The sequence below is a fragment of the Vibrio sp. 811 genome (assembly GCF_033339195.1).
Genome location: NZ_JAWOUB010000005.1, coordinates 45586 through 71318, shown reverse-complemented (window position 1 = coordinate 71318; position 25733 = coordinate 45586). Strand labels below are relative to the sequence as shown.

24 protein-coding genes and 1 riboswitch are annotated in these 25733 nt (G+C 44.8%); of the genes, 6 read left to right on the top strand and 18 right to left on the bottom strand.

The features are described from left to right. Positions 1–20: 20 nt before the first annotated feature. A complete protein-coding gene (gene dsbB / locus R7Q46_RS10340; protein WP_031779052.1) occupies positions 21–557 on the top strand; it encodes a disulfide bond formation protein DsbB in 537 nt (178 codons plus the stop codon). A 79-nt stretch (positions 558–636) separates the two neighbouring features. On the opposite strand, the gene R7Q46_RS10335 is transcribed toward dsbB, so the two are convergent. Next, complete coding sequence (locus R7Q46_RS10335) at positions 637–1254, bottom strand: YecA family protein (RefSeq protein WP_318077486.1); 618 nt, start codon at positions 1252–1254, stop codon at positions 637–639. A 170-nt stretch (positions 1255–1424) separates the two neighbouring features. Between R7Q46_RS10335 and dusC the strand changes: the two genes are divergently transcribed. Continuing rightward, on the top strand, positions 1425–2384 hold the full coding sequence (dusC, locus tag R7Q46_RS10330) for a tRNA dihydrouridine(16) synthase DusC (RefSeq protein ID WP_017633856.1): 960 nt from the start codon (positions 1425–1427) through the stop codon (positions 2382–2384). Positions 2385–2435: 51 nt separating this feature from the next. On the opposite strand, the gene R7Q46_RS10325 is transcribed toward dusC, so the two are convergent. The 6 genes from R7Q46_RS10325 to yfbV form a co-directional block, all read right to left on the bottom strand. Further along, the gene (locus tag R7Q46_RS10325; RefSeq protein WP_005380815.1) at positions 2436–3896 is read right to left on the bottom strand and encodes a sensor domain-containing diguanylate cyclase; all 1461 of its coding nucleotides are present in this window, start codon (positions 3894–3896) and stop codon (positions 2436–2438) included. A 174-nt stretch (positions 3897–4070) separates the two neighbouring features. Further along, entirely contained in the window at positions 4071–5897 is a 1827-nt protein-coding gene (malZ, locus tag R7Q46_RS10320) for a maltodextrin glucosidase (protein WP_262647542.1), read from the bottom strand. A 141-nt stretch (positions 5898–6038) separates the two neighbouring features. Beyond that, positions 6039–6833 carry an ABC transporter ATP-binding protein gene (locus R7Q46_RS10315; protein ID WP_005387275.1) on the bottom strand — a complete coding sequence of 265 codons (795 nt, stop codon included), beginning with the start codon at positions 6831–6833 and terminating at the stop codon, positions 6039–6041. Continuing rightward, the gene (locus tag R7Q46_RS10310) at positions 6830–7765 is read right to left on the bottom strand and encodes an ABC transporter permease (protein WP_213874807.1); all 936 of its coding nucleotides are present in this window, start codon (positions 7763–7765) and stop codon (positions 6830–6832) included. Before R7Q46_RS10310 ends, R7Q46_RS10315 begins: the two co-directional genes overlap by 4 nt. Before the next feature lie 175 nt (positions 7766–7940). After that, positions 7941–8906, bottom strand: coding sequence for an ABC transporter substrate-binding protein (locus R7Q46_RS10305; protein WP_017633858.1), 966 nt, complete (start codon positions 8904–8906; stop codon positions 7941–7943). 330 nt (positions 8907–9236) lie between these two features. Further along, positions 9237–9689, bottom strand: a complete 453-nt coding sequence (gene yfbV, locus R7Q46_RS10300) for a terminus macrodomain insulation protein YfbV (RefSeq protein ID WP_005380809.1) — start codon at positions 9687–9689, stop codon at positions 9237–9239. Between the two features lie 346 nt (positions 9690–10035). Between yfbV and R7Q46_RS10295 the strand changes: the two genes are divergently transcribed. The 3 genes from R7Q46_RS10295 (at position 10036) to R7Q46_RS10285 (ending at position 14278) form a co-directional block, all read left to right on the top strand. After that, the gene (locus R7Q46_RS10295) at positions 10036–11232 is read left to right on the top strand and encodes an acetate kinase (protein WP_005380807.1); all 1197 of its coding nucleotides are present in this window, start codon (positions 10036–10038) and stop codon (positions 11230–11232) included. 136 nt (positions 11233–11368) lie between these two features. Further along, on the top strand, positions 11369–13513 hold the full coding sequence (gene pta, locus R7Q46_RS10290; RefSeq protein WP_005380805.1) for a phosphate acetyltransferase: 2145 nt from the start codon (positions 11369–11371) through the stop codon (positions 13511–13513). Positions 13514–13855: 342 nt separating this feature from the next. Continuing rightward, positions 13856–14278 (top strand): hypothetical protein, encoded by a 423-nt coding sequence (locus R7Q46_RS10285; protein WP_005380804.1) that lies wholly within the window; start codon positions 13856–13858, stop codon positions 14276–14278. Between the two features lie 114 nt (positions 14279–14392). On the opposite strand, the gene R7Q46_RS10280 is transcribed toward R7Q46_RS10285, so the two are convergent. The 11 genes from R7Q46_RS10280 to moaA form a co-directional block, all read right to left on the bottom strand. Further along, positions 14393–15340 carry a glutathione S-transferase family protein gene (locus tag R7Q46_RS10280; RefSeq protein ID WP_213886606.1) on the bottom strand — a complete coding sequence of 316 codons (948 nt, stop codon included), beginning with the start codon at positions 15338–15340 and terminating at the stop codon, positions 14393–14395. 167 nt (positions 15341–15507) lie between these two features. Next, on the bottom strand, positions 15508–16521 hold the full coding sequence (gene oppF, locus R7Q46_RS10275) for a murein tripeptide/oligopeptide ABC transporter ATP binding protein OppF (RefSeq protein WP_005387265.1): 1014 nt from the start codon (positions 16519–16521) through the stop codon (positions 15508–15510). Next, positions 16500–17471 (bottom strand): ABC transporter ATP-binding protein, encoded by a 972-nt coding sequence (locus R7Q46_RS10270; protein ID WP_005380792.1) that lies wholly within the window; start codon positions 17469–17471, stop codon positions 16500–16502. The genes oppF and R7Q46_RS10270 overlap by 22 nt, the downstream gene beginning before the upstream one ends. A gap of 27 nt (positions 17472–17498) precedes the next feature. Next, entirely contained in the window at positions 17499–18401 is a 903-nt protein-coding gene (gene oppC / locus R7Q46_RS10265) for an oligopeptide ABC transporter permease OppC (RefSeq protein WP_017633861.1), read from the bottom strand. A gap of 15 nt (positions 18402–18416) precedes the next feature. Continuing rightward, positions 18417–19337 carry an oligopeptide ABC transporter permease OppB gene (oppB, locus tag R7Q46_RS10260; protein WP_005380786.1) on the bottom strand — a complete coding sequence of 307 codons (921 nt, stop codon included), beginning with the start codon at positions 19335–19337 and terminating at the stop codon, positions 18417–18419. A gap of 128 nt (positions 19338–19465) precedes the next feature. Next, complete coding sequence (locus tag R7Q46_RS10255; protein WP_017633862.1) at positions 19466–21142, bottom strand: ABC transporter substrate-binding protein; 1677 nt, start codon at positions 21140–21142, stop codon at positions 19466–19468. Positions 21143–21673: 531 nt separating this feature from the next. Beyond that, entirely contained in the window at positions 21674–22129 is a 456-nt protein-coding gene (gene moaE / locus R7Q46_RS10250) for a molybdopterin synthase catalytic subunit MoaE (RefSeq protein ID WP_017821374.1), read from the bottom strand. Position 22130: 1 nt separating this feature from the next. Then, positions 22131–22388, bottom strand: coding sequence for a molybdopterin synthase sulfur carrier subunit (gene moaD / locus R7Q46_RS10245; RefSeq protein ID WP_005388938.1), 258 nt, complete (start codon positions 22386–22388; stop codon positions 22131–22133). Further along, on the bottom strand, positions 22385–22864 hold the full coding sequence (gene moaC / locus R7Q46_RS10240; RefSeq protein WP_005380779.1) for a cyclic pyranopterin monophosphate synthase MoaC: 480 nt from the start codon (positions 22862–22864) through the stop codon (positions 22385–22387). The genes moaD and moaC overlap by 4 nt, the downstream gene beginning before the upstream one ends. 26 nt (positions 22865–22890) lie before the next feature. Next, positions 22891–23403, bottom strand: a complete 513-nt coding sequence (gene moaB / locus R7Q46_RS10235; RefSeq protein ID WP_005388935.1) for a molybdenum cofactor biosynthesis protein B — start codon at positions 23401–23403, stop codon at positions 22891–22893. Between the two features lie 101 nt (positions 23404–23504). Continuing rightward, a complete protein-coding gene (gene moaA, locus R7Q46_RS10230) occupies positions 23505–24494 on the bottom strand; it encodes a GTP 3',8-cyclase MoaA (RefSeq protein ID WP_017636052.1) in 990 nt (329 codons plus the stop codon). Beyond that, positions 24483–24617: riboswitch (molybdenum cofactor riboswitch) on the bottom strand. (Overlaps the previous gene by 12 nt.) Positions 24618–24792: 175 nt before the next feature. On the opposite strand from moaA, the gene R7Q46_RS10225 reads away from it, so the two are divergent. Beyond that, entirely contained in the window at positions 24793–25689 is an 897-nt protein-coding gene (locus R7Q46_RS10225; RefSeq protein ID WP_171342879.1) for a YvcK family protein, read from the top strand. The last annotated feature ends 44 nt before the right edge of the window (positions 25690–25733 follow it).

Here is a 25733-nt window from a genome sequence, read left to right as displayed (position 1 = left end):
TTTCAGACAGGAACAAAAACGTGACTATTTTAAATTCACTTAACCAGTTTTCAAAGGGACGTTTATCGTGGCTACTGCTTCTGCTATTCGTCGTTTTCTTTGAAGCATGTGCCCTCTATTTTCAGCACGTCATGATGCTTGCACCATGTGTCATGTGTATTTATGAAAGAGTCGCGATGATGGGAGTGGGCGTCGCTGCAATGGTTGGTATATTGGCACCCAAGAACCCAATTTTCCGCTGGCTAGGTTTGATAGGCTGGGGATTAAGTGCTTACAAGGGTTTGTTACTTGCAATGCAGCACGTTGACTACCAGTTTAATCCATCACCATTCGCGACTTGTGATTTATTCGTCACATTCCCTAGCTGGGCTCCGCTCAATCAGTGGGTTCCTTGGATGTTTGAAGCATATGGTGATTGCTCTAAGGTTGTGTGGCAGCTCCTTGATTTATCAATGCCACAATGGTTAGTCGTAATTTTTGCAGGCAATTTAATCGCTTTGGCATTAATTGTAATTGCACAATTCTTCCCTGCAAAACGCGTTAATCCAATTCGTTAATCCTACTGACGCGTAAAAATTAACAAAAAGCCGACCATCTGATCGGCTTTTTGTTAAGTGGATAGCGCGGCGATTCGCTTTAGCCGCGTGATTGACCACAGCACTGCTTGAATTTTTTTCCGCTCTCACAAGGACAGGGATCATTGCGCCCGATACCTTTGAATGGGTTTAGGCTTTGAGCTTTATTTCCTACCATCAACTCATCCGCGCCCAGCGCGACTTCACCGACCATTAAATCAAGCTGGTCGACTAAATCTGTCAGGGCCGGTGGCGTTTCAATACCTGCGTCGCGCATCTGTTGCTGCGTTGCTGGCTCATCGATAGCCAGCATCAAAGTGGTCAGTAATGCTTGCAGCATACGCTGTAATCCATCATTGAGCTCAACGTCTTGCCACTGTTCTTCAATCATTGGCCAAACAGACATAAAGCCTTCGGCAAAATCAGTAAGTTGTTCAGGTTCTTTGCCTGTTAGCTCTAGCACGGAATATTCGTTTCGTTGAATTCGGTTATGCTGCTTGTGAATTTGCTCTTCCACAGCTGGTTGAATCGCTTTGAATCCCTCACCTAATAGCGGCTCTAACCACTTTTCAGGAGCGAGTGGTTTTGTCGTCAGATTCGCAGCTAACACTGCGCCTTCGATAAATAGGCAAGATTCATCGACCTGAACTTCACCTTTTTCAATCAATGTGTATTGCATGACATCTGGTTTCCCATAAATTTGGCGGCATTATACCTCAGAGCTCAAAAGCAAGTAACCTAACGTTGTGTGTTTGACGGCATTGGGCGCTTCGAGTCTTTTAATGACAAACTTAACTTACATCGCTACAATCGCCCTCCTTTTTACCACCAAACTGTATTAGGCAAGCTATGCGAGTTGTACTAGGCCCAATGGAAGGCGTTTTAGATCATTTGATGCGCCAAATCCTGACCGAGATAAACGACTATGACCTGTGTGTTACGGAGTTTGTTCGCGTAATCGACCAGCTATTACCCGATCATGTGTTTCACCGTTTATGCCCAGAGCTGTTGCAAGGTTCTCAGACTGCATCTGGTGTGCCAGTACATGTGCAATTGTTGGGACAGGAACCGAACTGGATGGCTGAGAACGCAATTAAAGCGGCAAATCTTGGTGCCAGAGGCATTGATATAAACTTTGGTTGCCCAGCCAAAATGGTCAACAAAAGTAAAGGTGGAGCAGCGCTACTCCAGCATCCAGAGCTCATTCACCGTGTTGTGAAAGCTTGTCGAGAAGCCGTTCCAGAAGCCATTCCCGTAACTGCAAAAATTCGTCTTGGCTGGGAGAACCCTGAAGATTGCTTTGAAATTGTCGATGCCATTCAGTCTGCTGGCGCAAATGAATTGACCGTACACGCACGTACTAAACAAGGTGGTTATAAAGCTTCTGAGATAAAATGGGATTACATCAACCAAATTCGCGAACGTTTCGATATCCCACTGATAGCGAATGGTGAAATTTGGAATTATGAAGACGGTCAACGTTGCATTGAAACGACTGGCGTTAACTCTTTGATGGTGTGCCGAGGCGCTTTCAATATCCCTAACTTAGGCAATATGGTGAAACATAACCACCAGCCAATGTCATGGCCCGAGGTGGTTGAGTTGCTCATCTATTACTCCAAGTTTGAGATGAAAGGCGATAAAGGCTTGTATTACCCAAACCGCGTAAAACAATGGTTCTCTTACTTACGTCAGGCTTATCCTGAAGCAAAAGACCTATTTAGAGAAATCAGAACGTTCAACAAAGCCGCACCAATTGTTGAGCATATTCAACGCTACCGCGATGACTTAAACTCTCAGGTTGCATAACTCACGAACACAAAAAAGGACGAATATCTCGTCCTTTTTTGTACCTAAATCCTAGTAACAGATCTTATTTTTGCCGGTACTTTTGGCTTGATATAACTTTTCATCCGCCGCTTTAAACAATTCATCAAAGTTTTCTACTCGGCTCTCTTTACTAAACACCACACCGCCAGAGATCGTAAAGCCTTCTTTCGTTACGCGTGTCGAGCGCTCATCTATGGCTTTTTTTACTCTGTCTAAAATGAGTTTAATGCCTTCTGAATCTTCGTCATAAATAGCTAAAACGAACTCTTCGCCACCAAACCTTGAGGCAACATCGGTATGGCGAATATTTTCACGTATACATTTTGCAACAAGCTGAATTGCAGAATCACCGACATCATGACCATAGGTGTCGTTGATCTTCTTGAAGTTATCAATATCGAACACTGCCAAAGCAACCTGTTTTTTTGTCATCTTATTACGCCACACGGTTTGCATACCTCGACGATTCAATAAGCTGGTCATTGGGTCTCTTGCTGCCAGTTCTTTAAAGTAACGTCGCTCGCTGTGCATATTCACATAGAACAAGACGACGGTACTCAGCACGTAAATAAATAGTGCGACAATAAGGCTGTATTTTTCAAAAACCGCTAGGTTCTTAGCTTCATCCCAAAGGTTGTACTCGTAGTACATACTGTGATTCGCACTCAATCGCTCTAATTCGACTGGTTTGATTCGTGTACTGTTTGAAGGAATGGATTGTAAATTGGAAACCAAATGAAACTGACCAACAAGACCTAGCGACGAAGCCATGAGCGTATTGATGTCGAAATCAATAGACAAAACACCTTGATGTTCTCCTTTCTCATAGACGGGTACCGTCATACTAATGACTTGACCTTCCATCGAGTCCAACACAGGCCCTGGTCCAGCCAAGGTAATGTTCACTTTATCTTGCGCGGTTTTTTGCCAAAAAGGTCGGGCTTTTAGCGTTGACAAAAGCTCTCTTGTGAAATTTTTTGCGTAGGTATCGGGTGAGGAGATAACGTAACCGCGCTTGTCAATGTAATGGATTCCAACAATGTGCGATTCAATATCGTGCAGAAATGACAATGACGGCGCAAAACCCGCCTTTTGTTCAGCTAACTGGTTAATCGTTGAACCTTGCTGACATAAGCTTTCGTCCCCTACGATCATATAATCAAGGTCAACCGCAGGTAACCCTTCACTATAAACACTTTCGAGTAATAACACATCTATAGGCCAAAGATAACAAAGCCCTTCTTTGACTAAAGAATTATGTTCTTCAAACAGTGGGTTAGCGTAATTGGTATAGTTGGTGAAGCTGTAATCTAAAGCCGTGAGTACTTTAATACCGCGAGACATTGCACGCTCGATACGCGAATACTCAGAATCGATATAGCGGTTAACCGCATCATAGTAATTTTTCGTTGTCACGAGTAAAACCACTACAAATAACGCCAGAGGAAAAAAGATGACAAATGAGAGGCTAAATCGCCTTTGGTTTACCATTGAGTACCATGCATATGAAAGGTCAATAGTCTCTTATGACTGCTATTAAATTGATACTCGTTATCTGGTGACGCATGCAATGCAGCACCAGATAACAAGAGACCAAACAAATGTGTGCGCGCTGTTTGAGACCGTTTATATATTAAAGGAGTTTAATCAATATAGAGTGTGGTGTCACTTTAGTCGCCATAATTTGCAGCTCTGTGCCGACATATTGACAGAGATATGACCTTTATAATCAAGCTGTTCTGTGTCATCTAACAACGATATAACTTGGCTAACCTCCAAGCCCAGTTGCCACATAGGTAAATCGATTGAACATTCATTACCACTGAGATTAATCATAACAACGACTGCTTCACGACCTAGTACACGTGCGTACGCCAACTGGTTGTTAGTGCAATGCAGCCATTGAATACAGCCCGACTGTAAAGGCTTACATTGTTTACGTATCTTGATCCATTGTTGGTAAAGCGATAGCCATTGTGAACTTTCGATTTCATTCCAAGGAAAACAACGACGATTATCCGGGTCTAGACCTCCTTCTAGACCGACTTCACTCCCGTAGTAAATACAAGGCGTGCCAACGTAAGTCATAAGCATTGCTAGCGCGATGTTCATTTTACGCTTATCACCATCAACCAATGTGATAAACCGAGCAGTATCGTGACTATCGAGTTGATTTAGCTGCGATAGCTGATTAGAAAATGGGATTTTTGCTCTGGCTTCGTCCAACCATGCTTTAAACTCCAAACCATCAATGTTGATTGGATCGTACATAATGTCTTGTCGTGCGATAAAAGCTCGGACTGGATGAGCAAAACCGTAGTAGTTCATCGCCCCATCCTCTTGATCACCTTGCAACCACTGCGTTGCTTCAAAAAAGTGCTCACCTAACACATAAGCATTCGGTTTTACTGACTTAGTCGCATTACGAAACGCTGCCACATAATGAGCATTGTTTTTCGCGCCGTCCCCTTCGCCAAGCATATGAATTACATCAAACCGCCAGCCATCAACCAAGTACGGTGGCTTCAGCCAGTACTTGATGACAGACTCTTCACTTTGGTAGATGTAGTCGCGCACCTGTTCATTTTCGAAGTTCAGAACCGGTAAGTTACCAATGCCTTTCCAACCAATGTAGTGATTGGTTTCGCCTTCGAAAAAGTAGTAATCACGGAACTTTGACTGCGGATTGCCATATGCTCCTTCTCCTTTTTGTTGGATATCAAACCAAGGATGATGCACTGACGTGTGGTTAAACACCGCGTCTAAGACAATCTTCATATTCTTACCACGGATTTTCTCACACAGTTCAGCAAACTGATCGTTGGTGCCGAACATAGGGTCAACAGTGAAGTAATCAGTGGTGTCGTATTTATGATTACTTGGTGAAGAAAAGATCGGATTGAAATAAAGCGCAGTAACGCCGAGCTGTTCAAGATAGTCCAACTTTTGTTCTACACCTTTGAGGTCGCCGCCAAAGAATTCACGTGCCCCGGTATTTTGGTGAGAGCCTACCGCGTCTCCCCACGCCTTGACGACCGATGCAGAATCATACTGAACATAAGCGTGGCGAATATCAGACTCACTTTTACTAGCAGAAAAACGGTCAGGAAAGATTTGATAGAAAACTTGCTCTTGGACCCAGCTTGGTGGTTGATGGTTTACATTCAACTTAAAGTGGAACTCTTTGGGTGGAATACGCTTTTGCACACCCCGTGCATCGAGCCAGTATTGTTGTCCGTCTTTGAGGATCTTAAACACATAATGTGTGACATCTCGATCTCGATTTGGTCGAAACGATGCCTCCCATAGTAACAATTCCCCAGCTGTTCCAATTTGAGCCATGTCGACCAGATATTCTTCATTGTCCGGCTCAATACGCACATAGACGGAATCAAAATCCAATGTCTCGGTTTTCAGTCTGACTGTAATTTGCTCGTCATTAAAAGCTAAACCATCAATAGTTTGACTATGAAAAATAAATGGCAGGTTCATTATGGGCACTCCTCGTCATCGGATATGCCACTATGTTATTGAAGAATTAGAGACAAGAAATCCTCCTTGCGAGTTGACATATCAGCCAATTTTCTCAAGGAGGATCACACTTAGTAGGCGTAGTGACTTGTCGGATACCGCTTAGTTCAACAAGAGACTGTCATCTGCCAGCTCTTCACCACGCACTTTGGAGAACATATCCAACAAGTCTGGTACTTGCATGTTAGCGCGCTGCTCTCCAGCCACATCAAGCACAATTTCACCTTGGTGAAGCATTACGGTCCTATCGCCACATGCTAATGCGTCTTTCATCGAATGCGTCACCATCATCACTGTTAAATCGAACTCATCGACAATACGTTTAGTTAAGTCGATAACAAACGCCGCCATACGAGGATCAAGCGCAGCCGTGTGTTCATCAAGCAATAACAGCTTACTCTCCGATAACGTCGCCATCACAAGGCTAACGGCTTGTCGTTGTCCACCAGACAGCAACCCAATGCTATCACCCAAGCGGTCTTCTAAACCAAGACCGAGGATGCTAATTCGCTCTTGGAACAGCTTGCGACGTTTAGTAGAGAGCGCCAATCCCCAGCTGCGTTTTTTACCACGCATGTGCGCTAGAGCCATGTTCTCTTCTATCGTCAGTTCACCACAAGTCCCGGCCAATGGATCTTGAAACACTCGGGCACATTGCGTCGCACGTTGGGCTACCGTCTGCTTGGTGACGTCTTTGCCATCAATGATCACCTGACCACCTATCATCGGCGTCTCACCTGTCACCGCACCAAGCAACGTGGATTTTCCTGCCCCATTAGAACCAATCACGGTAAGAAATTGATGCTCTGGAACCTCTAAAGAGACGCCTTTCAATGCACGATTTTCCAAAATCGTCCCAGGGTTGAACGTGACCTGAATATTATTTAGTTCGATCATAATGCCTCCCCAGAACCATTTTTTGATGCCGCTTGTTTAGCATCAGTAACGCGTTGTTTCGCTCTCATGCTCTGTTTTAGCTTTGGAGCAATAAGCGCCACAGCCACCAATACTGCGGTAACAAGGTTGAGGTCTGAAGCTTGTAAACCAAACATGCCAGAGCTCAAAGCGAAAGCCACTGCAAGGCGATAAAGTACCGAACCGATGATGACCGCAAATACCGCAACCCAAATCTTGCGCCCGGGAATAAGGGTCTGCCCCAAAATCACAGCTGCCAAACCAACGACAATGGTGCCCACGCCAGAGGTCACATCCGCAAAGCTGTTCGTTTGTGCAAACAACGCGCCTGCGAATCCCACAAACCCGTTGGATAAAGCCAAGCCAAAGTAGGTATAAAAGCCAGTGCTCGCCCCTTGCGCAGAAACCATACGCGCATTCACACCCGTGGCTCGTAAACCAAGACCAAAGTCGCTGTTCAGCAGGCGAATGACAAAGAAAGCGGAAAGAAGAACTAAGACCCCAACAACCAGAGGGCGAATAAACATCGCATCGCCCAATGCTTCAAACGGAGTGAGAATAGTATCCTCTCCAAGCAACGCCATATTAGGTTTGCCCATAATACGAATATTAATTGAAAATGCAGCGATCATGGTAAGAATGGAAGCTAACAGGTGTAAAATACCACACCGAATAGCCAGAAAAGCGGTTACCCACCCCGTCATACTACCAGCTATCATCGCCATTATTGTCGCAAGCCAAGGATTAATACCTGCGACAATCGCCGTTGCAGCCACCGCAGCTCCCATTGGAAAGCTGCCATCCACACTCAAATCGGGGAAATCGAGAACACGGAACGTAAGATACACACCCAGAGCGACTAGGCCATAAATCAAGCCAATTTCGAGTGCGCCAAAAAAAGCAAATGCAGACATAACTGCTCCTTTCTGCATGCTCAGGCTGGCTAATACCAACCTGAACGTAAGACTTCTAACGTATACTCCCCCTTCTTCTCTAGCAGAATGCTCTACACGAGAAATCCGGCGAGTATCAATTTTGGGGCAAGCCTCTACCAACCAACGTGACAGGCTTAACCCCAAAAAGCGTTACTTATTGCATGCTTGTCGCACGTTCAACCACAGAACTTGGCAGCTTGATACCGAGCTTAGATGCTGCGCTTTCATTAATTACAAGGTCAGAGCCCGTCGCGACTTTTACATCCAGCTTGCCTGGTTCTTGACCATCAAGAATCGCCGCCACGTAATCCGCGGTTTGTACACCAACCTGGTAGTAGTCAAAACCTAAGCCTGCAATAGCACCCTTTTCGACATACGACGTCGCGCCACCAAATACAGGTTTCTTCGCTTGATTCGCTGCCACAATCATCCCTTCAATCGCACTTGCAACTGTATTGTCTGTTGGGGCGTAAAGAATGTCTGATTTCGCTGCAATCGCTTGAGTCGCAGACTGAACATCAGCACTTTTTAGTGCGGTCGCTTCAACCACTTGTATGCCTTTTGCTTTTGCGCTTTCTTTTAGTAATTCAACTAAAGTCACGGCATTAGCTTCACCGGGATTAAATACAACCCCGATGCTTTTCACCTGAGGAAGAATTTCTTGGATGAGATCGACATGCTGAGCAACGGGGGAAAGATCAGACAGGCCAGTTACGTTTTTACCTGGTTGTTCCATCGACTTAACCAATTTCGCACCAACCGGATCTGTTACCGCAGTAAAGACAACAGGAATAGAGCGAGTAGCCGACACCAAAGCTTGTGCCGAAGGTGTCGCGATGCCAACTAACACATCAGGATTTTCGCCGACGTACTGACGGGCAATTTGCACCGCAATCGCTGGATTACCCTGTGCGGTCTTATAATCAAATTCTAGATTTTTGCCTTCTTCGTAGCCTTTCGCTTTCAAACCATCAAGTAACCCTTGGCGCGTCGCGTCTAACGCCGGGTGTTCGACAATCTGTGAAACTGCGACAGTTGCAGTGGCGGCCAGTACATTGGTAGAAGAGAAAATAGCAGTAGCTGATAGAACGGCAGTGGCTAATAAACGTTTCGTTTTCATCATAACTCCTTGATGTGACTTCGTCCTTGTTTCACGAGCTTTCAATATGTGTATCGACTCGTGAATTCAAATGTTTGAAGGCGGTATTGTTGTGTTCATATAACTGTGCACTTCTTGCGCATCTTGTTTTTATTATTACTACTAAGTCTTAGTAAAGAAAAGAAAGATTTAACACTAAAGCAACATTTGTGATCGGGGGGACTTCTTCATCCGGAAAGAATCTTTGGTAAACAAAGCTTCGCTCGCTTCATCAACGACCGTCAAAGTAGGTAATAGAGGCAGGATCAAAAATGGAGCGGCCAGTGCACACTCCATTTCAAACAATTTAAATTAGAACCAACGCTCTAATGACGATTTATCGAGCTGGCGAAACGCTCGGTTCAATATTATCGCAAGCTCTTTGTAACGAGGGCGAGCTTTTACAGGCTCTAAGGCAAAGCCTGTTTCCACAATTTTTTGATGCAACTCCCGATACCAAGAGGCCAAAGAAGGCGGCAATTTCGTGTTGGATCGAGCACCAAGCCACCAAATGCCTTGAAGTGGCAAGCTAATCGCAAACAAGGCGACAACAATGGATTGAGGTAACGCGTGGTAATTGTTGAATGCCATTTGAGTGAGTACGCTGATCGCAGCAACGGCTGGCATGACTTTAATGCCAAAGCGAGTCGCCTTAATGATACGCTGTTCCGGAAATATGGCGCTTAGCTCTTTACGAACCGGCCAGATCTCCATGTAATTCTGGCCATCTTTCAGGCTATGGATCAATCCGACTTTATTACTCATACCGCTCTCTCACTAAAAAATAGTTGAACATTTCAACTGAAGGTACAAAAAATTGATGAAAGTTAATATTCTTTCAAATTTTTTTTGTTATCATTGCTTATTATCGCTATCCTTTGCAGACCCTCAATCTCATTGTTGCTGTTATTTACAATTTAAGCAACTCCGAGATATCTATCTGCACGGATCGCATCATAGTGATGGAAGGGTTCATCACTATTTCTTTATATGGAATTAGAACAATTTTTGACCAGGATTAGTACGCAGCCTTCTGGGTATCGGCTATTCTTGTGATTAATTTTTCATTCTTTAACTGATTTTTTATCAGACGAATAACAGGTAGTCATACATGTCTAAGCTAGTTTTAGTTTTAAACTGCGGTAGTTCTTCTCTTAAATTTGCCGTTGTTGATGCCGAGAACGGCGACGAGCACTTGTCAGGTCTTGCTGAGTGTCTTCACCTTCCTGAAGCTCGCATCAAGTGGAAACTTGATGGCAAGCACGAAGCTCAACTAGGCAATGGTGCAGCTCACGAAGAAGCACTAGCGTTTATGGTAGAAACTATTCTTGCTTCTAAGCCAGAGCTTAAAGCTAACCTAGGCGCAATCGGTCACCGTATCGTTCACGGCGGCGAGCAGTTCACTCAATCTGCACTAATTACTGATGAAGTTCTAAAAGGTATTCAAGACGCTGCAACATTTGCACCTCTTCATAACCCTGCTCACATCATCGGTATCGAAGCGGCTAAGAAAAACTTCCCAGAGCTGAAAAACGTTGCTGTATTTGACACTGCGTTCCACCAAACTATGCCTGAAGAGTCTTACCTATACGCTCTTCCATACAACCTATACAAAGAACACGGTATCCGTCGTTACGGCATGCACGGTACTTCTCACTTGTTCATCACTCGTGAAGTTGCAGGCCTACTAAACAAACCAGTTGAAGAAGTAAACATCATCAACTGTCACCTAGGTAACGGCGCATCTGTATGTGCGATCAAGAACGGTCAATCTGTAGACACTTCTATGGGTCTTACTCCACTTGAAGGTCTGGTAATGGGTACTCGCTGTGGCGACATCGACCCTGCTATCGTCTTCCACCTACACGACGCTCTAGGTTACTCTGTTGATCAAATCAACACGATGCTAACTAAAGAGTCTGGTCTTCAAGGTCTAACTGAAGTGACTTCTGACTGTCGTTTCGTTGAAGACAACTACGGTCAAAAAGAAGAAGCAACACGCGCAATGGACGTGTTCTGCCACCGTCTAGCTAAATACGTTGCTGGCTACACTGCTTCAATGGAAGGCCGTCTAGACGCAATCACTTTCACTGGCGGTATCGGCGAGAACTCTGGCCCTATCCGTGAAATGGTTCTAAACCGTCTTGGCATCTTCGGTATCGAAGTAGATAGCGAAGCTAACCTTAAAGCTCGCTTCGGCGGCGAAGGCGTTATCACGACTGAAAACAGCCGTATCCCTGCAATGGTTATCTCTACTAACGAAGAGCTAGTCATCGCTGAAGACACTGCTCGCCTGACAGGTCTTTAATTGAATTCCTGGCTAGCCACTCGGCTAGCCAGATTTTCATTCAAACGAATTTCTTAGGGGCTCAACTCCTATTCTTCGAGCTTCATGGAATAAGAGTTGAGCTTTTATCCCCCAAATAGCTAAAGGTACTCTACGAATGTCTCGTACTATTATGCTTATCCCTACTAGCGCAGGCGTTGGCCTAACAAGCGTTAGCATGGGTGTTCTTCGCGCTATGGAGCGTAAAGGCGTTAAAGTTTCTTTCTACAAGCCAATCTGTCAGCCACGTTCAGGTGGTGATCAGCCAGATCTGACTTCAACTATCGTTGGTCGTAACAGCGATATGAAGATCGGTGAACCAATGGCGATGTCTGTTGCTGAAAGCCTAATCGGTAACGACAACATGGACGAGCTGCTAGAAACCGTTGTTGAACGTTACAACCAAATCAACAAAGACGCAGACGTTACGCTAATCGAAGGTCTTGTACCTACTCGTAAGCACCCATTTGCAAACCAAGTAAACGCGGAAATCGCGGCAACACTTGGTGCAGAAATCGTGCTAGTTGCGACTCCAGGTACTGATAACCCTGCGCAACTGAAAGAGCGTATCGAAGTAGCATGTTCTAACTTCGGCGGCACTAAAAACAAAAACATCTCAGGTGTTATCATCAACAAGCTAAACGCTCCTGTTGACGAAGCTGGCCGTACTCGCCCTGACCTATCTGAAATCTTTGACGATGCAGACAGCGCGAAACAAAACGAATTGAAAGTGATGGAAATTTTTAACACTTCTCCAATTCGTGTACTAGGCTGTGTGCCATGGAGCATTGATCTGATTGCGACTCGTGCAATCGACATGGCTAAGCACCTGAAAGCAGATATCATCAACGAAGGTGACATCAACACTCGTCGCATCAAGAGCATCACTTTCTGTGCACGTTCTCTGCCAAACATGATTGAGCACTTCAAACCGGGCTCTCTACTTGTTACTTCTGCAGACCGTCCTGATGTTATCGTTGCTGCTTCTCTTGCTGCAATGAACGGTGTGGATATTGGTGCAGTACTGCTAACTGGCGGTTACGATATCCCTAGCGAAATCGAAGGCCTATGTAAACCAGCATTCGACACTGGTCTACCTATCTTCAAAGCACAAGGTAACACTTGGCAAACGTCTCTAAACCTACAGAGCTTCAGCATCGAAGTACCTGCAGACGATAAAGAGCGTATCGAGTTCATCAACGAACACGTTGCTGGCCACATCGACGGTAACTGGATCGAGTCTATGACTGAAGGCACTCAGAAGTCTCGTCGTCTAAGCCCACCAGCGTTCCGTTACCAGCTAACTGAACTTGCTCGTAAAGCAGGTAAGCGTATCGTTCTTCCAGAAGGTGACGAACCACGCACAGTTAAAGCAGCGGCAATCTGTGCTGAACGCGGCATTGCAGACTGTGTACTTCTAGGTAACCCAGATGAAATCCGTCGCGTAGCGGCTCAACAAGGCGTTGAGCTAGGTACTGGTGTAACCATCATTGATGCAGATGCTGTTCGTGAAAACTACGTTGCTCGCCTAGTTGAGTTGCGCGGTGCTAAAGGCATGACTGAAGTTGTGGCTCGTGAGAAGCTACAAGATTCAGTATTCCTAGGCACAATGATGCTTGAGAACGACGAAGTTGACGGCCTAGTTTCTGGTGCTGTTCACACTACGGCGAACACTATCGTTCCTCCGTTCCAAATCATCAAGACGGCACCAAATGCGTCTATCGTATCTTCAGTATTCTTCATGCTTCTGCCTGATCAAGTACTGGTTTACGGTGACTGTGCAATCAACCCAGATCCAACTGCTGAACAGCTTGCTGAAATCGCTATCCAATCTGCTGACTCTGCAGCAGCATTTGGTATCGAACCACGCGTTGCAATGATCTCTTACTCTACAGGTGAATCTGGTAAGGGTGCAGACGTTGATAAAGTACGTGAAGCAACAAAACTGGCTCAAGAGAAACGTCCTGATCTTATCATTGACGGCCCTCTACAGTACGACGCTGCTATTATGGAAAACGTTGCTGCTTCTAAAGCACCAAACTCTCCAGTTGCAGGTAAAGCGACAGTATTTGTATTCCCAGACCTAAACACGGGTAACACAACTTACAAAGCGGTACAACGTTCAGCTGACCTAGTATCTATCGGTCCAATGCTGCAAGGTATGCGTAAGCCTGTAAACGACTTGTCTCGTGGCGCGCTAGTAGACGACATCGTGTACACCATCGCTCTAACAGCTATCCAAGCAGACCAAGAAGCTAAATAATCGCTTCTGACATCTAGTTGGATATAGATACAAAGCCCTCGATTCGTCGAGGGCTTTTTCTATTGCTGGCCAGAACACTTATTTGTTTTTTATACCAATCACTGCACAACCTATAATTACTGGTGCACAAAGCTTTTCTCCCTATCGCCCCCCATACCTAATCGACATTGCTCGTGCTTGTTCTTACACCGATTGACCCACTCCCAAAAAATGCATTGGCTCCAAAGCAGCACGGTCCTGTTCAATTTATCGACATTATTTACGTTTTAGCTAAACTTTTTTGCTAGGAAATACGTAAAAGCTACTGCAATGCAAAAACTCATTGACTGCTAAGGAATATATATGAAGGATTTCATCAATACATCACTGATAAAGTTTGGTTTAGCTGCGTTTCTGATTAGTTTTTCTTCATTCAGCTTTTCCGCCCCGAGTATTAAAGGCGTCGATCAAGATATGTCCGGAGGAACGGTGACCGCTGAAATGGCTCATGCTGATGACAATGGGTGGATGGTTGTCCACCGAACAGACGAATCAATGAAGCCTGGTCCTGTTATCGGCTACGCTCCGTTAAAAATGGGAAAGAATGAAAACGTAAATGCAATTTTGATGGAACCAGTAGAATCAGGCGATATGCTGATGTTAATGGTCCACGGAGAGAAAGGTGGCATGAAGACTGGCGTGTTTGAGTATACGCTCGGCGCTAAAGAGGACGGTCCTGTAAAAGTGGACGGAAAGCTAGTGATGGACATCGTACGCGCTAAGTAAGGTGGCGATGAATGAAAAAGTAAACTTCCTACTCCAGGTATTTAGATGACACAAAAGTACTTAACGGCATTACTAACCGTTAAGTACTTTTTCATTTGCGATGGAAGCAGCAAACTAGCCAATACTTTCTCTTCCATGAGGAGTATTTAAGTCTAAATCAGGCCCTTTGGGTACAACTTGCGTCGGATTAATCCCAGTGTGGCTGAAGTAGTAGTGGCGTTTAATGTGATAGAAATCCGTCGTTTCTTCGACGCCTTCGACTTGATATAACTCTTTTAAGTAGCCTTGTATATTTTCGTAGTCTGCGATGCGCTGCTTGTTACACTTGAAATGCCCCACATACACCGCATCAAAACGAATAAGAGTCGTAAACAAACGCCAATCAGCCTCAGTAATTGTGTTCCCTGCTAAGTAACGATGCGTCGCTAAGTGAGCATCGATTTTATCTAACGCATTAAACAAAGAATCAAACGCTTCTTCATACGCCTCTTGTGTAGTCGCGAAGCCACAACGATACACTCCGTTGTTGACATTCGGATAAACAAAATCGTTCCACTCATCAATAACGTGTTTTAGATGATCTGGATAGTAGTCGTCGTGATTCCCTGTTAACGCATTGAATTCCGAATTGAACATGCGAATGATCTCTGACGACTCGTTTGACACAATAGTATTGGTCTTTTTATCCCAAAGTACAGGCACGGTTACGCGGCCCGTGTAATCGGGTTTGGCCTGCGTGTAAATTTGATACATGCGCGTGTGACCAAACAATGGCTCAGGAAGCCCCATTTGCCAACCTTGGCTGAGCATATCAGGGCAAACGACCGTGACATCAATATGTGGTTCTAAACCTTTCAGCTTGCGGAAAATGAGGGTTCGATGTGCCCACGGACAAGCAAGAGAGACATACAAATGGTATCGACCGGACTCTGGTGTAAACTCCGCATCAGGGTCGTTTTTAACCCAGTTACGGAATCCGGCATCTTCGCGCACAAATTTGCCACCATTTGATTTTGTGTCATACCAGACATCTTGCCAAACACCTTCAACCAACTTACCCATGATTGCTCTCCTCTCGTTCTGTTTGTGTCTATATTAGCGTTTCCTATCAAACAGAGAATCATCGAACTTAGGACATCATGTTCAAGAAATTCGAATGTATAAATCAGACACATAAAAAAAGCGCGACCCGATGAAGGTGTCGCGCTTAAGCCCGTCACAGGCTGAATTTATACACTAACGTGTAAACAAGATACCGCGTGAACGTCATTACCTAAAATGGTTGGCTTTGTCTTCGCACACTCTTCGGTTGCTTGTGGGCAACGAGTTCGGAATACACAACCCGACGGTGGGTTGATAGGTGAAGGAAGATCACCCTCTAGCATTTGGATTTTCTTATTGCGCTCAATATCCGGGTCCGGGATCGGAACCGCAGACATCAGCGCACGCGTATATGGGTGCTTAGGATCAGCAAACAGAGCCTCGGCCTCGCCAAGTTCCACGGCATTACCTAAATACATAACTAAAACGCGATCTGAAATGTGTTTAACGACAGACAAGTCATGCGCAATGAATACCAGAGAAAGCCCTAACTCTTTTTGAATCTCTTTAAGCAGGTTAACAACCTGAGCTTGAATAGATACATCAAGCGCCGATACTGGCTCGTCACAAATGATCATCTTAGGCTTAAGGATAAGCGCACGCGCTATCCCGATACGCTGACACTGACCACCCGAGAACTCGTGTGGGTAACGGTTAATCACGTTAGGTAATAGGCCAACTTTCGCCATCATCTCTTTAACGCGATCTTTCACTTCCTGCTTAGACAGTTCTGGATAGAATGTCTCAAGAGGTTCAGCAATGATATCACCAACAGTCATACGCGGATTCAGCGATGCCAATGGGTCTTGGAAAATCATCTGAATTTCTTTACGCGTCTCACGGCGCTGAACGCTTTTCATTTTAGTAAGGTCTTGACCCAACCAAACTACTTGGCCGTCAGTAGCTTCAACCAGACCAATGATGGCACGAGCAAACGTCGATTTACCACAACCTGATTCACCTACTACACCAAGCGTTTCCCCTTCGTATAGTCGAACGTTCACGCCATCTACCGCTTTCAGGCTCGAAGGCTTTGACCACGGCCATGCCGACTTTGAGGCAATGCTGAAGTGAACTTTCAGCTCAGAAATGTCCAGAATTAGTTTTTTGTCTACTGCGTTCATTTGTTCCAAGCCTCCCATTCAGAAAAACATGCACGCTGACGACCATCACCAAATGGTGTCAGAATTGGCGCCTCGCGCTTACAACGATCCATCACACGGTGACAGCGCTCTTGATAAGGGCAGCCCGGCGGTAGACGAAGCAAGTTTGGTGGATTGCCAGGAATGGTCGGCAGAATTTCACCCTCGGTATCGAGGCGAGGAATCGCCTTCAGCAGACCCTCCGCATAAGGATGGCTTGGATTATAGAAAATTTCGTTTACGTTGCCGTACTCCATGGTACGGCCTGCATACATCACCAGCACCTTGTCACACGAACCTGCAACCACACCAAGGTCGTGCGTGATCATGATGATCGCTGTGTTGAACTCAGATTTCAGCTCATTCAACAAGTCCATGATCTGTGCTTGTACCGTCACATCAAGTGCTGTTGTTGGCTCATCGGCAATAAGCAGTTTAGGACGACATAACAACGCCATCGCGATCATTACACGCTGACGCATACCGCCTGAAAACTCATGCGGGTACATCGTGATACGCTTACGTGCTTCAGGGATTTTTACCGCTTCTAGCATGCGTACTGATTCTTCAAATGCTTCCGCTTTGCCCATGCCTTTGTGCAGCATAAGCACTTCCATCAACTGATCACTCACTTTCATGTAAGGGTTCAGTGATGTCATTGGGTCTTGGAAGATCATTGCGATCTGTTCCGCACGCACTTTGTTCAGTTCTTTTTCTGGTAAGTTTAGGATTTCTTTGCCTTCAAACTTTGCGCTACCAGAAATAATACCGTTCTTAGCCAAAAGGCCCATGATTGCGAATACGGTTTGAGATTTACCTGATCCCGACTCTCCAACGATACCTAAGGTTTCGCCTTGGTTGAGAGAGAAGTTCAAATCGTTTACTGCGGTTACGATACCATCTTGCGTGGTGAATTCGACGCGCAGATCTTTGACATCTAATAAGCTCATCATTGCTTCCTTAATCTTATCTTTTAATTATCTGTCTTTTGGATCCAGCGCATCGCGCAGGCCGTCACCAACGTAGTTGAAGCAGAATAGCGTCACAACCATGAACACTGCTGGGAATGCCAGCTGCCAGATTGCTACTTCCATTGTCTGTGCACCTTCTTGTAGAAGAGCGCCCCAACTTGTCATTGGTTCCTGAACACCAAGACCAAGGAATGATAGGAATGATTCCGTTAGAATCATACTTGGGATAAGCAGCGTAGAGTATACCGCTACAATACCCAGTACGTTCGGTACGATATGACGAGTAATGATTTTCCAGTTGCTTACACCACACACATGTGCCGCTTCGATAAACTCCTTGCTACGTAGACTAAGAGTCTGACCACGTACGATACGCGCCATATCTAGCCATGCGATAGCACCAATCGCAACGAAGATCAGCATGATGTTACGACCGAAGAATGTTACCAGTACAATCACCAGGAACATAAACGGTACCGCGTATAAAATTTCTAGAATACGCATCATTACGCGGTCAACTTTACCGCCGATGAAACCAGATGCTGCGCCGTAGAGCGTACCAATCAGTACCGCTACAAATGCACCCATAACACCTACCATCAACGAAATACGACCTCCAATTAGCGTACGCACGTATAAATCACGGCCTAAGCTGTCAGTACCAAACCAATGGTCAGCATTCGGTGCAACGTGCATCGCGTACCAGTCAGTATCATCAAATGTGTACGGTGCGATCATTGGCAGGATAATAACCGCCAACGTCATTAGAACAAGAAGGAATAAGCTCACCATCGCCGCTTTGTTGCGCATGAAACGGATACGAGCATCTTGCCAAAGACTGCGACCTTCAATCTCCAAGTTTTCGGAGAATTTCTCAATCGCTTCTAGGTTTTCTTTTTTCGTTAACATAACCAAACGTCCCTGTTAGTAGCGAATTTTCGGGTCAATCATTGCAAGTAAAATATCTACAATCGCGTTGAATAGAATGAATAGGAAACCAATCAGAATGGTTACCCCCATTACTAGCGAGTAGTCACGGTTAAACGCAGCGTTAACGAATAGTTTACCAATACCAGGCAGACCAAAAATGGTTTCGATAACAACGGAACCGGTGATGATACCTACGAAAGCTGGACCCATGTAAGAAACAACAGGGAGAAGTGCCGGCTTAAGAGCGTGTTTGATAATGATATAACGGTAACTTAGACCTTTAGCACGTGCCGTACGAATAAAGTTACTGTTTAGGGTTTCGATCATCGAACCACGCGTAATACGAGCAAAGGTAGCAACATACAGTAGCGACATACCAATAACAGGAAGCACTAAATACTGCCAGCTACCATCTTGCCAACCGCCCGCAGGGAAGATATTCCAGTGAAGCGAGAATATGTAGATAAGCGCAGGCGCTAATACGAAGGATGGCATTACGACACCAAGCATCGCAGTCGACATAATGGTGTAATCAATCCAAGTATTTTGCTTGAGCGCAGCAATGGTACCGACGGTAACCCCCATTATCAAAGTAAAGATAAAGGCGATGAAGCCCACTTTAGCCGAAACAGGTAAGGCAACCGCGATCAGCTCGTTTACTGAGTAATCAAGGTATTTAAATGACGGTCCGAAATCACCTTGGATAACATTGGTCAAATACGTGGTGTATTGTTCAAATACAGGTTTATCCAAGCCATATTTAGCTTCGATATTTGCCATTACTTCGGGTGGCAATGGACGCTCTGTCGAGAAAGGGTTTCCCGGTGCAAAGCGCATAAGAAAGAAAGATACGGTGATCAAAACCAACATTGTTGGGATCGCCTCAAATATCCTTTTTGCGATGAATTTAAGCATAAACTCACTCTTTCAGTCTGTGACAGTTAAATTAAAGAAGTCGTCCAATTCTTTTGGACTAAAGATAGGCCCTACATGCAATTTCTCACATGTAGGGCCTCATTTTTATAGTTCTATCGAGTTACGAATTACTCTGTGATGTAGAGATCTTTAGAGTAAATCTTGTCTTCCGCGTTATTTACTGGGAAGCCACCAACTTTCGGTGATAGTAGACGTGATTTCACGTACTGGTAGATAGGTGCGATTGGCATATCTTTTGCCATCAACTTCTCTGCTTCTAGGTAAAGTGCTTGGCGCTCTTCGTCAGAAGTTGAAGCAAATGCTTTGTTCATGATCGCATCGTACTCTTTGCTGTCGTAGTGAATACCACCAGTAGTGTTATTACTCATCATCAGCGTTAGGAAAGATGAAGCTTCGTTGTAGTCGCCACACCAACCTGCACGAGCAACCTCAAAGTTGCCAGAATCTTTGGTAGATAGGTAAGTTTTCCACTCTTGGTTTTCTAGCGTAACGTCTAGACCAAGTGTCTTCTTCCACATTGAACCCAGTGCAACCGCAAGTTTCTTGTGGTTCTCTGATGTATTGTATAGAAGGTTAAATTCAAGAGGGTTGTCTGCGCCGTAACCCGCTTCTTCCAATAGACGCGCAGCTTCTGCGTTACGCTCTTCTTGCGTCATTTTGCCGTATGCAGGAATTTCTGGGTTGAAACCTGCCGTAATTTCAGGTGTTAGGAAGTAAGCTGGCTTTTGACCTTGACCTAAAATCGCATCGGTCACAATGTTACGGTCAATCGCATAAGAAATCGCTTTACGCACACGAACATCATCAAACGGCTTTTTCTTCGTATTGAAGATATAGTAGTAAGTACATAAGTTACCGGTTACAGACACTTCTTGTGGGTGCTCTTTCTTCAGACGCTTGAAGTGCTCTGTAGGCAGCTCGTTCGTGAAGTCGATTTCACCCGCTAGGAAGCGGTTCATTTCCGCTACTTGGTTCTCGATTGGTAGGAAAGTAACTTGGTCAAGCGTCGTGTTTTCGTTGTCCCAGTACTGTTCGTTACGTTTTAGAACCAAACGCTCGTTTACAACCCAGTTGTCAACAACATAAGCACCGTTACCTACAAAGTTCTCTGGCTTCGTCCATTGATCGCCGAACTTTTCAACAGTTGCTTGATGAACAGGTTTCACTGTCGTGTGGCCCATCATCATTACAAAATATGGTACTGCAGTATCTAACTCAACCACTAACGTGTGATCGTCAACCGCTTTAACACCTAACTCGCTCTTATCTTTTTTACCCGCAACAATGTCTTTTGCGTTCTTCATCTTGGTGTATTCCATGTACCAAGCATATGGAGAGGCGGTTGCTGGATCGACTGCGCGTTGGAAGCTGTAAACGAAATCACCTGCAGTGACAGGATCACCGTTTGACCATTTTGCGTCTTCACGTAAGTGGAAAGTGTATGTTTTGTTGTCTTCAGTTTCCCAAGATTCTGCAACACCAGGGATAGTGTTACCGTCCGCATCTTGGTTTACAAGGCCTTCAAGAAGATCGCGAATCACGTGGGATTCTGGAACACCTTGAGATTTATGAGGGTCTATTGTCGCAACTTCTGTACCGTTACCACGCACCAATTCTTGAACAGCAGCAAGTTTTGGCTCTTTAGAATCAGATTTAGCTTCAGGGGCTGGAGCCGGAGCAGGCTCAGCAGCTTGTTTCTCCGCAGGCTTTTCACCACAACCAGCTAGAGCGAGAGAAAGACCAGCACCAATAAATAAAGCGCGCGTGATTTTATTCTTATACATGCGTAAAACTCCAAATTTTTTCGTTAGCATCCATGACTTCTTTGTAAGGGCCTGGAACGGTCAGAGTTTTAGATTTTTTTAGTGCACTTTCTGAGCACAAAAGTCTAAAACCTTACAAAGACTGCGGCACACATTAGCAATCATTGAAGTAATTTGCCATAAAAATGTAGCAAAAAAACCAATAATGCTGACTAAACCACACATATCTAGCAGTAAACTCTAACCCCAAAGCATTCACCAGCCAAATAAAGACCAGAAGCGACATTTAACAGGCGAAACTTTCGATTAATCTGAGTTTAAACCATTTACTAGCATCTTATGCTAGATATTTACACATCATTTAACATTTATGACAAATCAAGTCTAACAAATAATTGTTTATATATTGGGCAAAAAACTTTTATTGTGAAGAATATCACCAGACAAAAGATAGGAAATATTGAAACAAAGTGAGCAATACAATGAAGATAAATACAAAAAAAGCTAAGTACCATTAGCACTTAGCTTTTTTCACTAGAATGCGGGTTAGTTCTATTTTTCCCAACGCTGTGCAGCTTGATGATCGGTGTCGCGCGACTCAACCCAACGATCTTCATTCGTCGTACGCTCTTTTTTCCAAAATGGAGCTTGGGTTTTCAGATAATCCATGATGAACTCGCACGCATCAAATGCCGCGCCGCGGTGCGCACTGGAAACGCCCACAAATACAATTTGATCACCGCTATCCATGTCTCCGACGCGATGAATCACGCGTACACCTAATAGTGGCCAGCGAGACTCAGCTTGATCGCAAATGTCGCTCAAGCTCTTCTCTGTCATCCCCGGATAGTGCTCTAGATGTAAACCAATGACATTATCCCCAAGGTTCATATCTCGAACTTTACCAACGAATGTAACGACAGCGCCGGCAGCCGTCCCTTCAGATAGACGTTGATATTCTTGCTCAACCGAAAAGTCTTCAATTTGTACAGAAACACGAGAATCCATCTTAACCCCCAGTTACCGGCGGGAAAAACGCAACTTCGTCACCTGCTTTTACTTGTGTATCCAGAGGGACGATGGATTGGTTCACTGCAGCAAGTAGCTTTCCTGGCTCGAGCGCTAAATCCCACTTGCCATCTTTCTTAGTGCCTTCTTCCACTAGATGTGCACGAATTGATTCAACCGTTTCAAACGGCCCGTCTAACTCGACACTGTCGATGCCAATCAGCTCGCGAGTTTGAGCAAAGAAAAGTACTTTAATCATGATTCCACCTTAAAGTGACCAGATTTACCACCCGTTTTCTCTAGTAGACGAACTTGACCAATGACCATGTCTTTTTGTACTGCTTTACACATATCGTAAATCGTTAGAGCAGCAACGGAAGCTGCCGTGAGCGCTTCCATTTCCACACCAGTTTTACCCGCAAGTTTACATACTGATTCGATGCGAACTTTGTTTTCTGCTTCGATAGCTTCCAGTTGAACTTCAACTTTAGAGAGTAGTAGCGGATGACAAAGTGGAATCAAATCCCAGGTTTTCTTCGCAGCTTGAATACCAGCAATACGAGCCGTCGCAAATACATCACCTTTATGGTGCTGGCCAGAGACAATCAGTTGAAGTGTTTCTGGTGCCATGTGAACAAATGCTTCAGCACGAGCTTCACGAACCGTCTCCGTTTTTGCTGACACGTCAACCATGTTTGCTTCGCCAGAAGCATTGATATGTGTAAATTGGGTCATTGTTTTTCCTTCGCTTTTAGGAAAGGTTATACAGATAGGTGTGGCATGAAGTTACAAGGGCGATGACTTGCATCCAACTGCTGTTTAATAATTTTTGTCCAGCCTGTGCGGCACGCACCAGTTGAACCTGGCATTGCGAAGATCACGGTGTGGTTAGCAAAACCAGCAATCGCACGAGACTGAATCGTAGACGTACCGATCTCTTCGTACGACACCATACGGAACAACTCACCAAAACCTTCAACTTCTTTATCAAATAGAGGCTTAAGTGCTTCTGGCGTGCTATCACGTGAGGTGAAACCTGTACCGCCAGTAATCATGATCGCTTGTACGCTTTCATCAGCAATCCATTGAGAAACAATCGCGCGGATCTTGTACATGTCATCAATAACAATTTGCTTGTCTACTACGTTGTGACCCGCTTCTTGAGCATGTTCAGCAAGGTAACGACCAGAGGTATCGTTTTCTTCAGTACGAGTGTCAGATACCGTTAGAACGGCAATATTTGCAGGTTGGAATTTGCTTTCAGCGTGACCCATTTGTTCACCTATTCTCTTAATTAGCTTTGATACGCTTGGTATCGATTCGGAAAAAGTTAGAGCCAGCTTATCACTAAGCTCACTCTAAAAATTGAATGAAGTTAGCCGCCGATAGACGCGAGGTGTGGCGTCATACCAGTATTGCCATCATGCAAGAAATGGCTTACCGACTTGGTTTGTAACTGAGCCTGGATACGTTCAATAAGCTCACTCTCTTGCTCATCACGTTCCAAAAGATCACGCAATTCTACACCGTGGTCTCCAAACAGACATAGGTGCAGCTTACCCATCGCAGAAACGCGCAGTCGGTTGCAGCTTTCACAAAAGTCTTTTTCATAAGGCATGATAAGACCTATTTCACCCTTGTAATCAGGATGAACAAATACTTGCGCAGGACCATCATTATGCGAGCGCACTTTCAGCAACCAACCATTTGCAATTAGCTGGTTACGAATTGCCACTCCGGATACATGGTGCTTATTAAATAGCTCATCCATCTCACCCGTTTGCATCAACTCAATGAAACGCAGTTGGATTGGACGATCTTTTATCCAGTTAAGAAACGCTGGCAGCTCGTGATGGTTCAGATCTTTCATCAACACCACATTAACTTTTACTTGCTCATAACCGACCTCGAACGCACGTTCGATACCATTCATGACTTCAGTAAACTTATTTTCACCTGTGATTTGATGAAACATACGCGGGTCAAGGCTATCCACACTGACATTAATGTGGGTTAAACCCGCTTCACGCCAGTCTGCGACTTGTTTTGCCATGCGGTAGCCATTGGTTGTCGTTGCAACTTTTTGAATGCCAGGCGTCGCCGCTACTGAATGGATAATGTCGGTAAAATCTTTGCGTAAGCTAGGCTCACCACCAGTGATGCGCACTTTTGACGTGCCACAATCAGCGAATGCTTTTACGACCCGTTTGATTTCAGGGAGAGATAAAAAAGACGAGTTTTTATTGCCCGAAGGCTTATAGCCATCAGGAAGGCAATAGGTACATTTGAAATTACACACGTCGGTCACAGACAGACGCAAGTAATAAAACTTACGATGAAATTTGTCTTCGAATTGTTGCGCCACGGAACACCTTTCCAAACACGGGAGGCATGGCCATTTCCAATCATGCCCTTGTGACAGTATGCCACTGGCTCAAAACGCTTATCCAAGGACTTAGCAATAGTGAGCTCGGAGTTATGGCAACCAGAGATATGAAATCTCTGATAGCTTTGCGGTGTAAAATACTTAATATTTGTAATGGAATCCAGACTTGAGTGATAAAAAACTCTCTAGAGACACAATTTACCGCTAAGTGAGTACCTTTAAGACACTCCTTAAGATAAATTGTAGCCGTTTTTTATTAGATTATTAGAAGAACATAATGAATATCTACACAGATAAAAAAGTGGTCGCTGTTGGCGGTGGTCATGGCTTAGGTCGAATGCTGGCCGCATTACGAGATTTTGGCAGCAATGCAACTGGGATTGTTGCCACGACTGACAATGGTGGTTCAACAGGAAGAATTCGTCACTGCCAAGGAGGAATCGCTTGGGGAGACACACGTAACTGTATTAATCAGCTCATTACAGAGCCTTCGATCAGTTCTATGATGTTTGAATATCGCTTCAAAGGCACTGGCGAACTTGATGGTCATAATCTTGGTAATTTGATGCTTACTGCACTCGATAACTTATCGGTCAGACCTTTAGATGCCATTAATCTGATTCGCAATATGTTAAAAGTCGATGTTAACATCCTTCCTATGTCCGAACACCCTTCCGATCTTTCCGCGTTATCCGTAGATGGGAAGTGGGTTACGGGAGAAACAAATGTCGACGAAATGAAAGCAGACTTGCGACGTTTGGATCTTTCACCAGAAGTGCCTGCTACCAAAGAAGCCATCACAGCTTTGGCGGAAGCGGACGCGATTATTCTTGGCCCTGGCAGTTTTTTAACTAGTATCATGCCTCCTTTATTGCTGCCTGAACTCGGCAAAGCGATTGCAGCAAACACAAAAGCAAAAGTCATTTTTGTTGCTAACCTGAGTCCAGAATACGGCCCAGCGGGACGAATGACGATGGCTCAAAAATTAGAATGGTGTGAACGTGCCTGTCAAGGAAGAAAAATAGACGTGGTTCTAGCAGAGAAAACCGAGCAAGACATCTTAAGTCAATGGAATGTAGTGACGGAGTCACTCGCCTCCTCTAACCGAGACTGGCGTCACGATAGAAACAAGCTCAAACTAGCGATTGAAAATCAGCTACAACTTTCTATTTAAGAGCACGTTACCTGGCTAGCGCCCTCTTTTAAGGTGTTTATTGA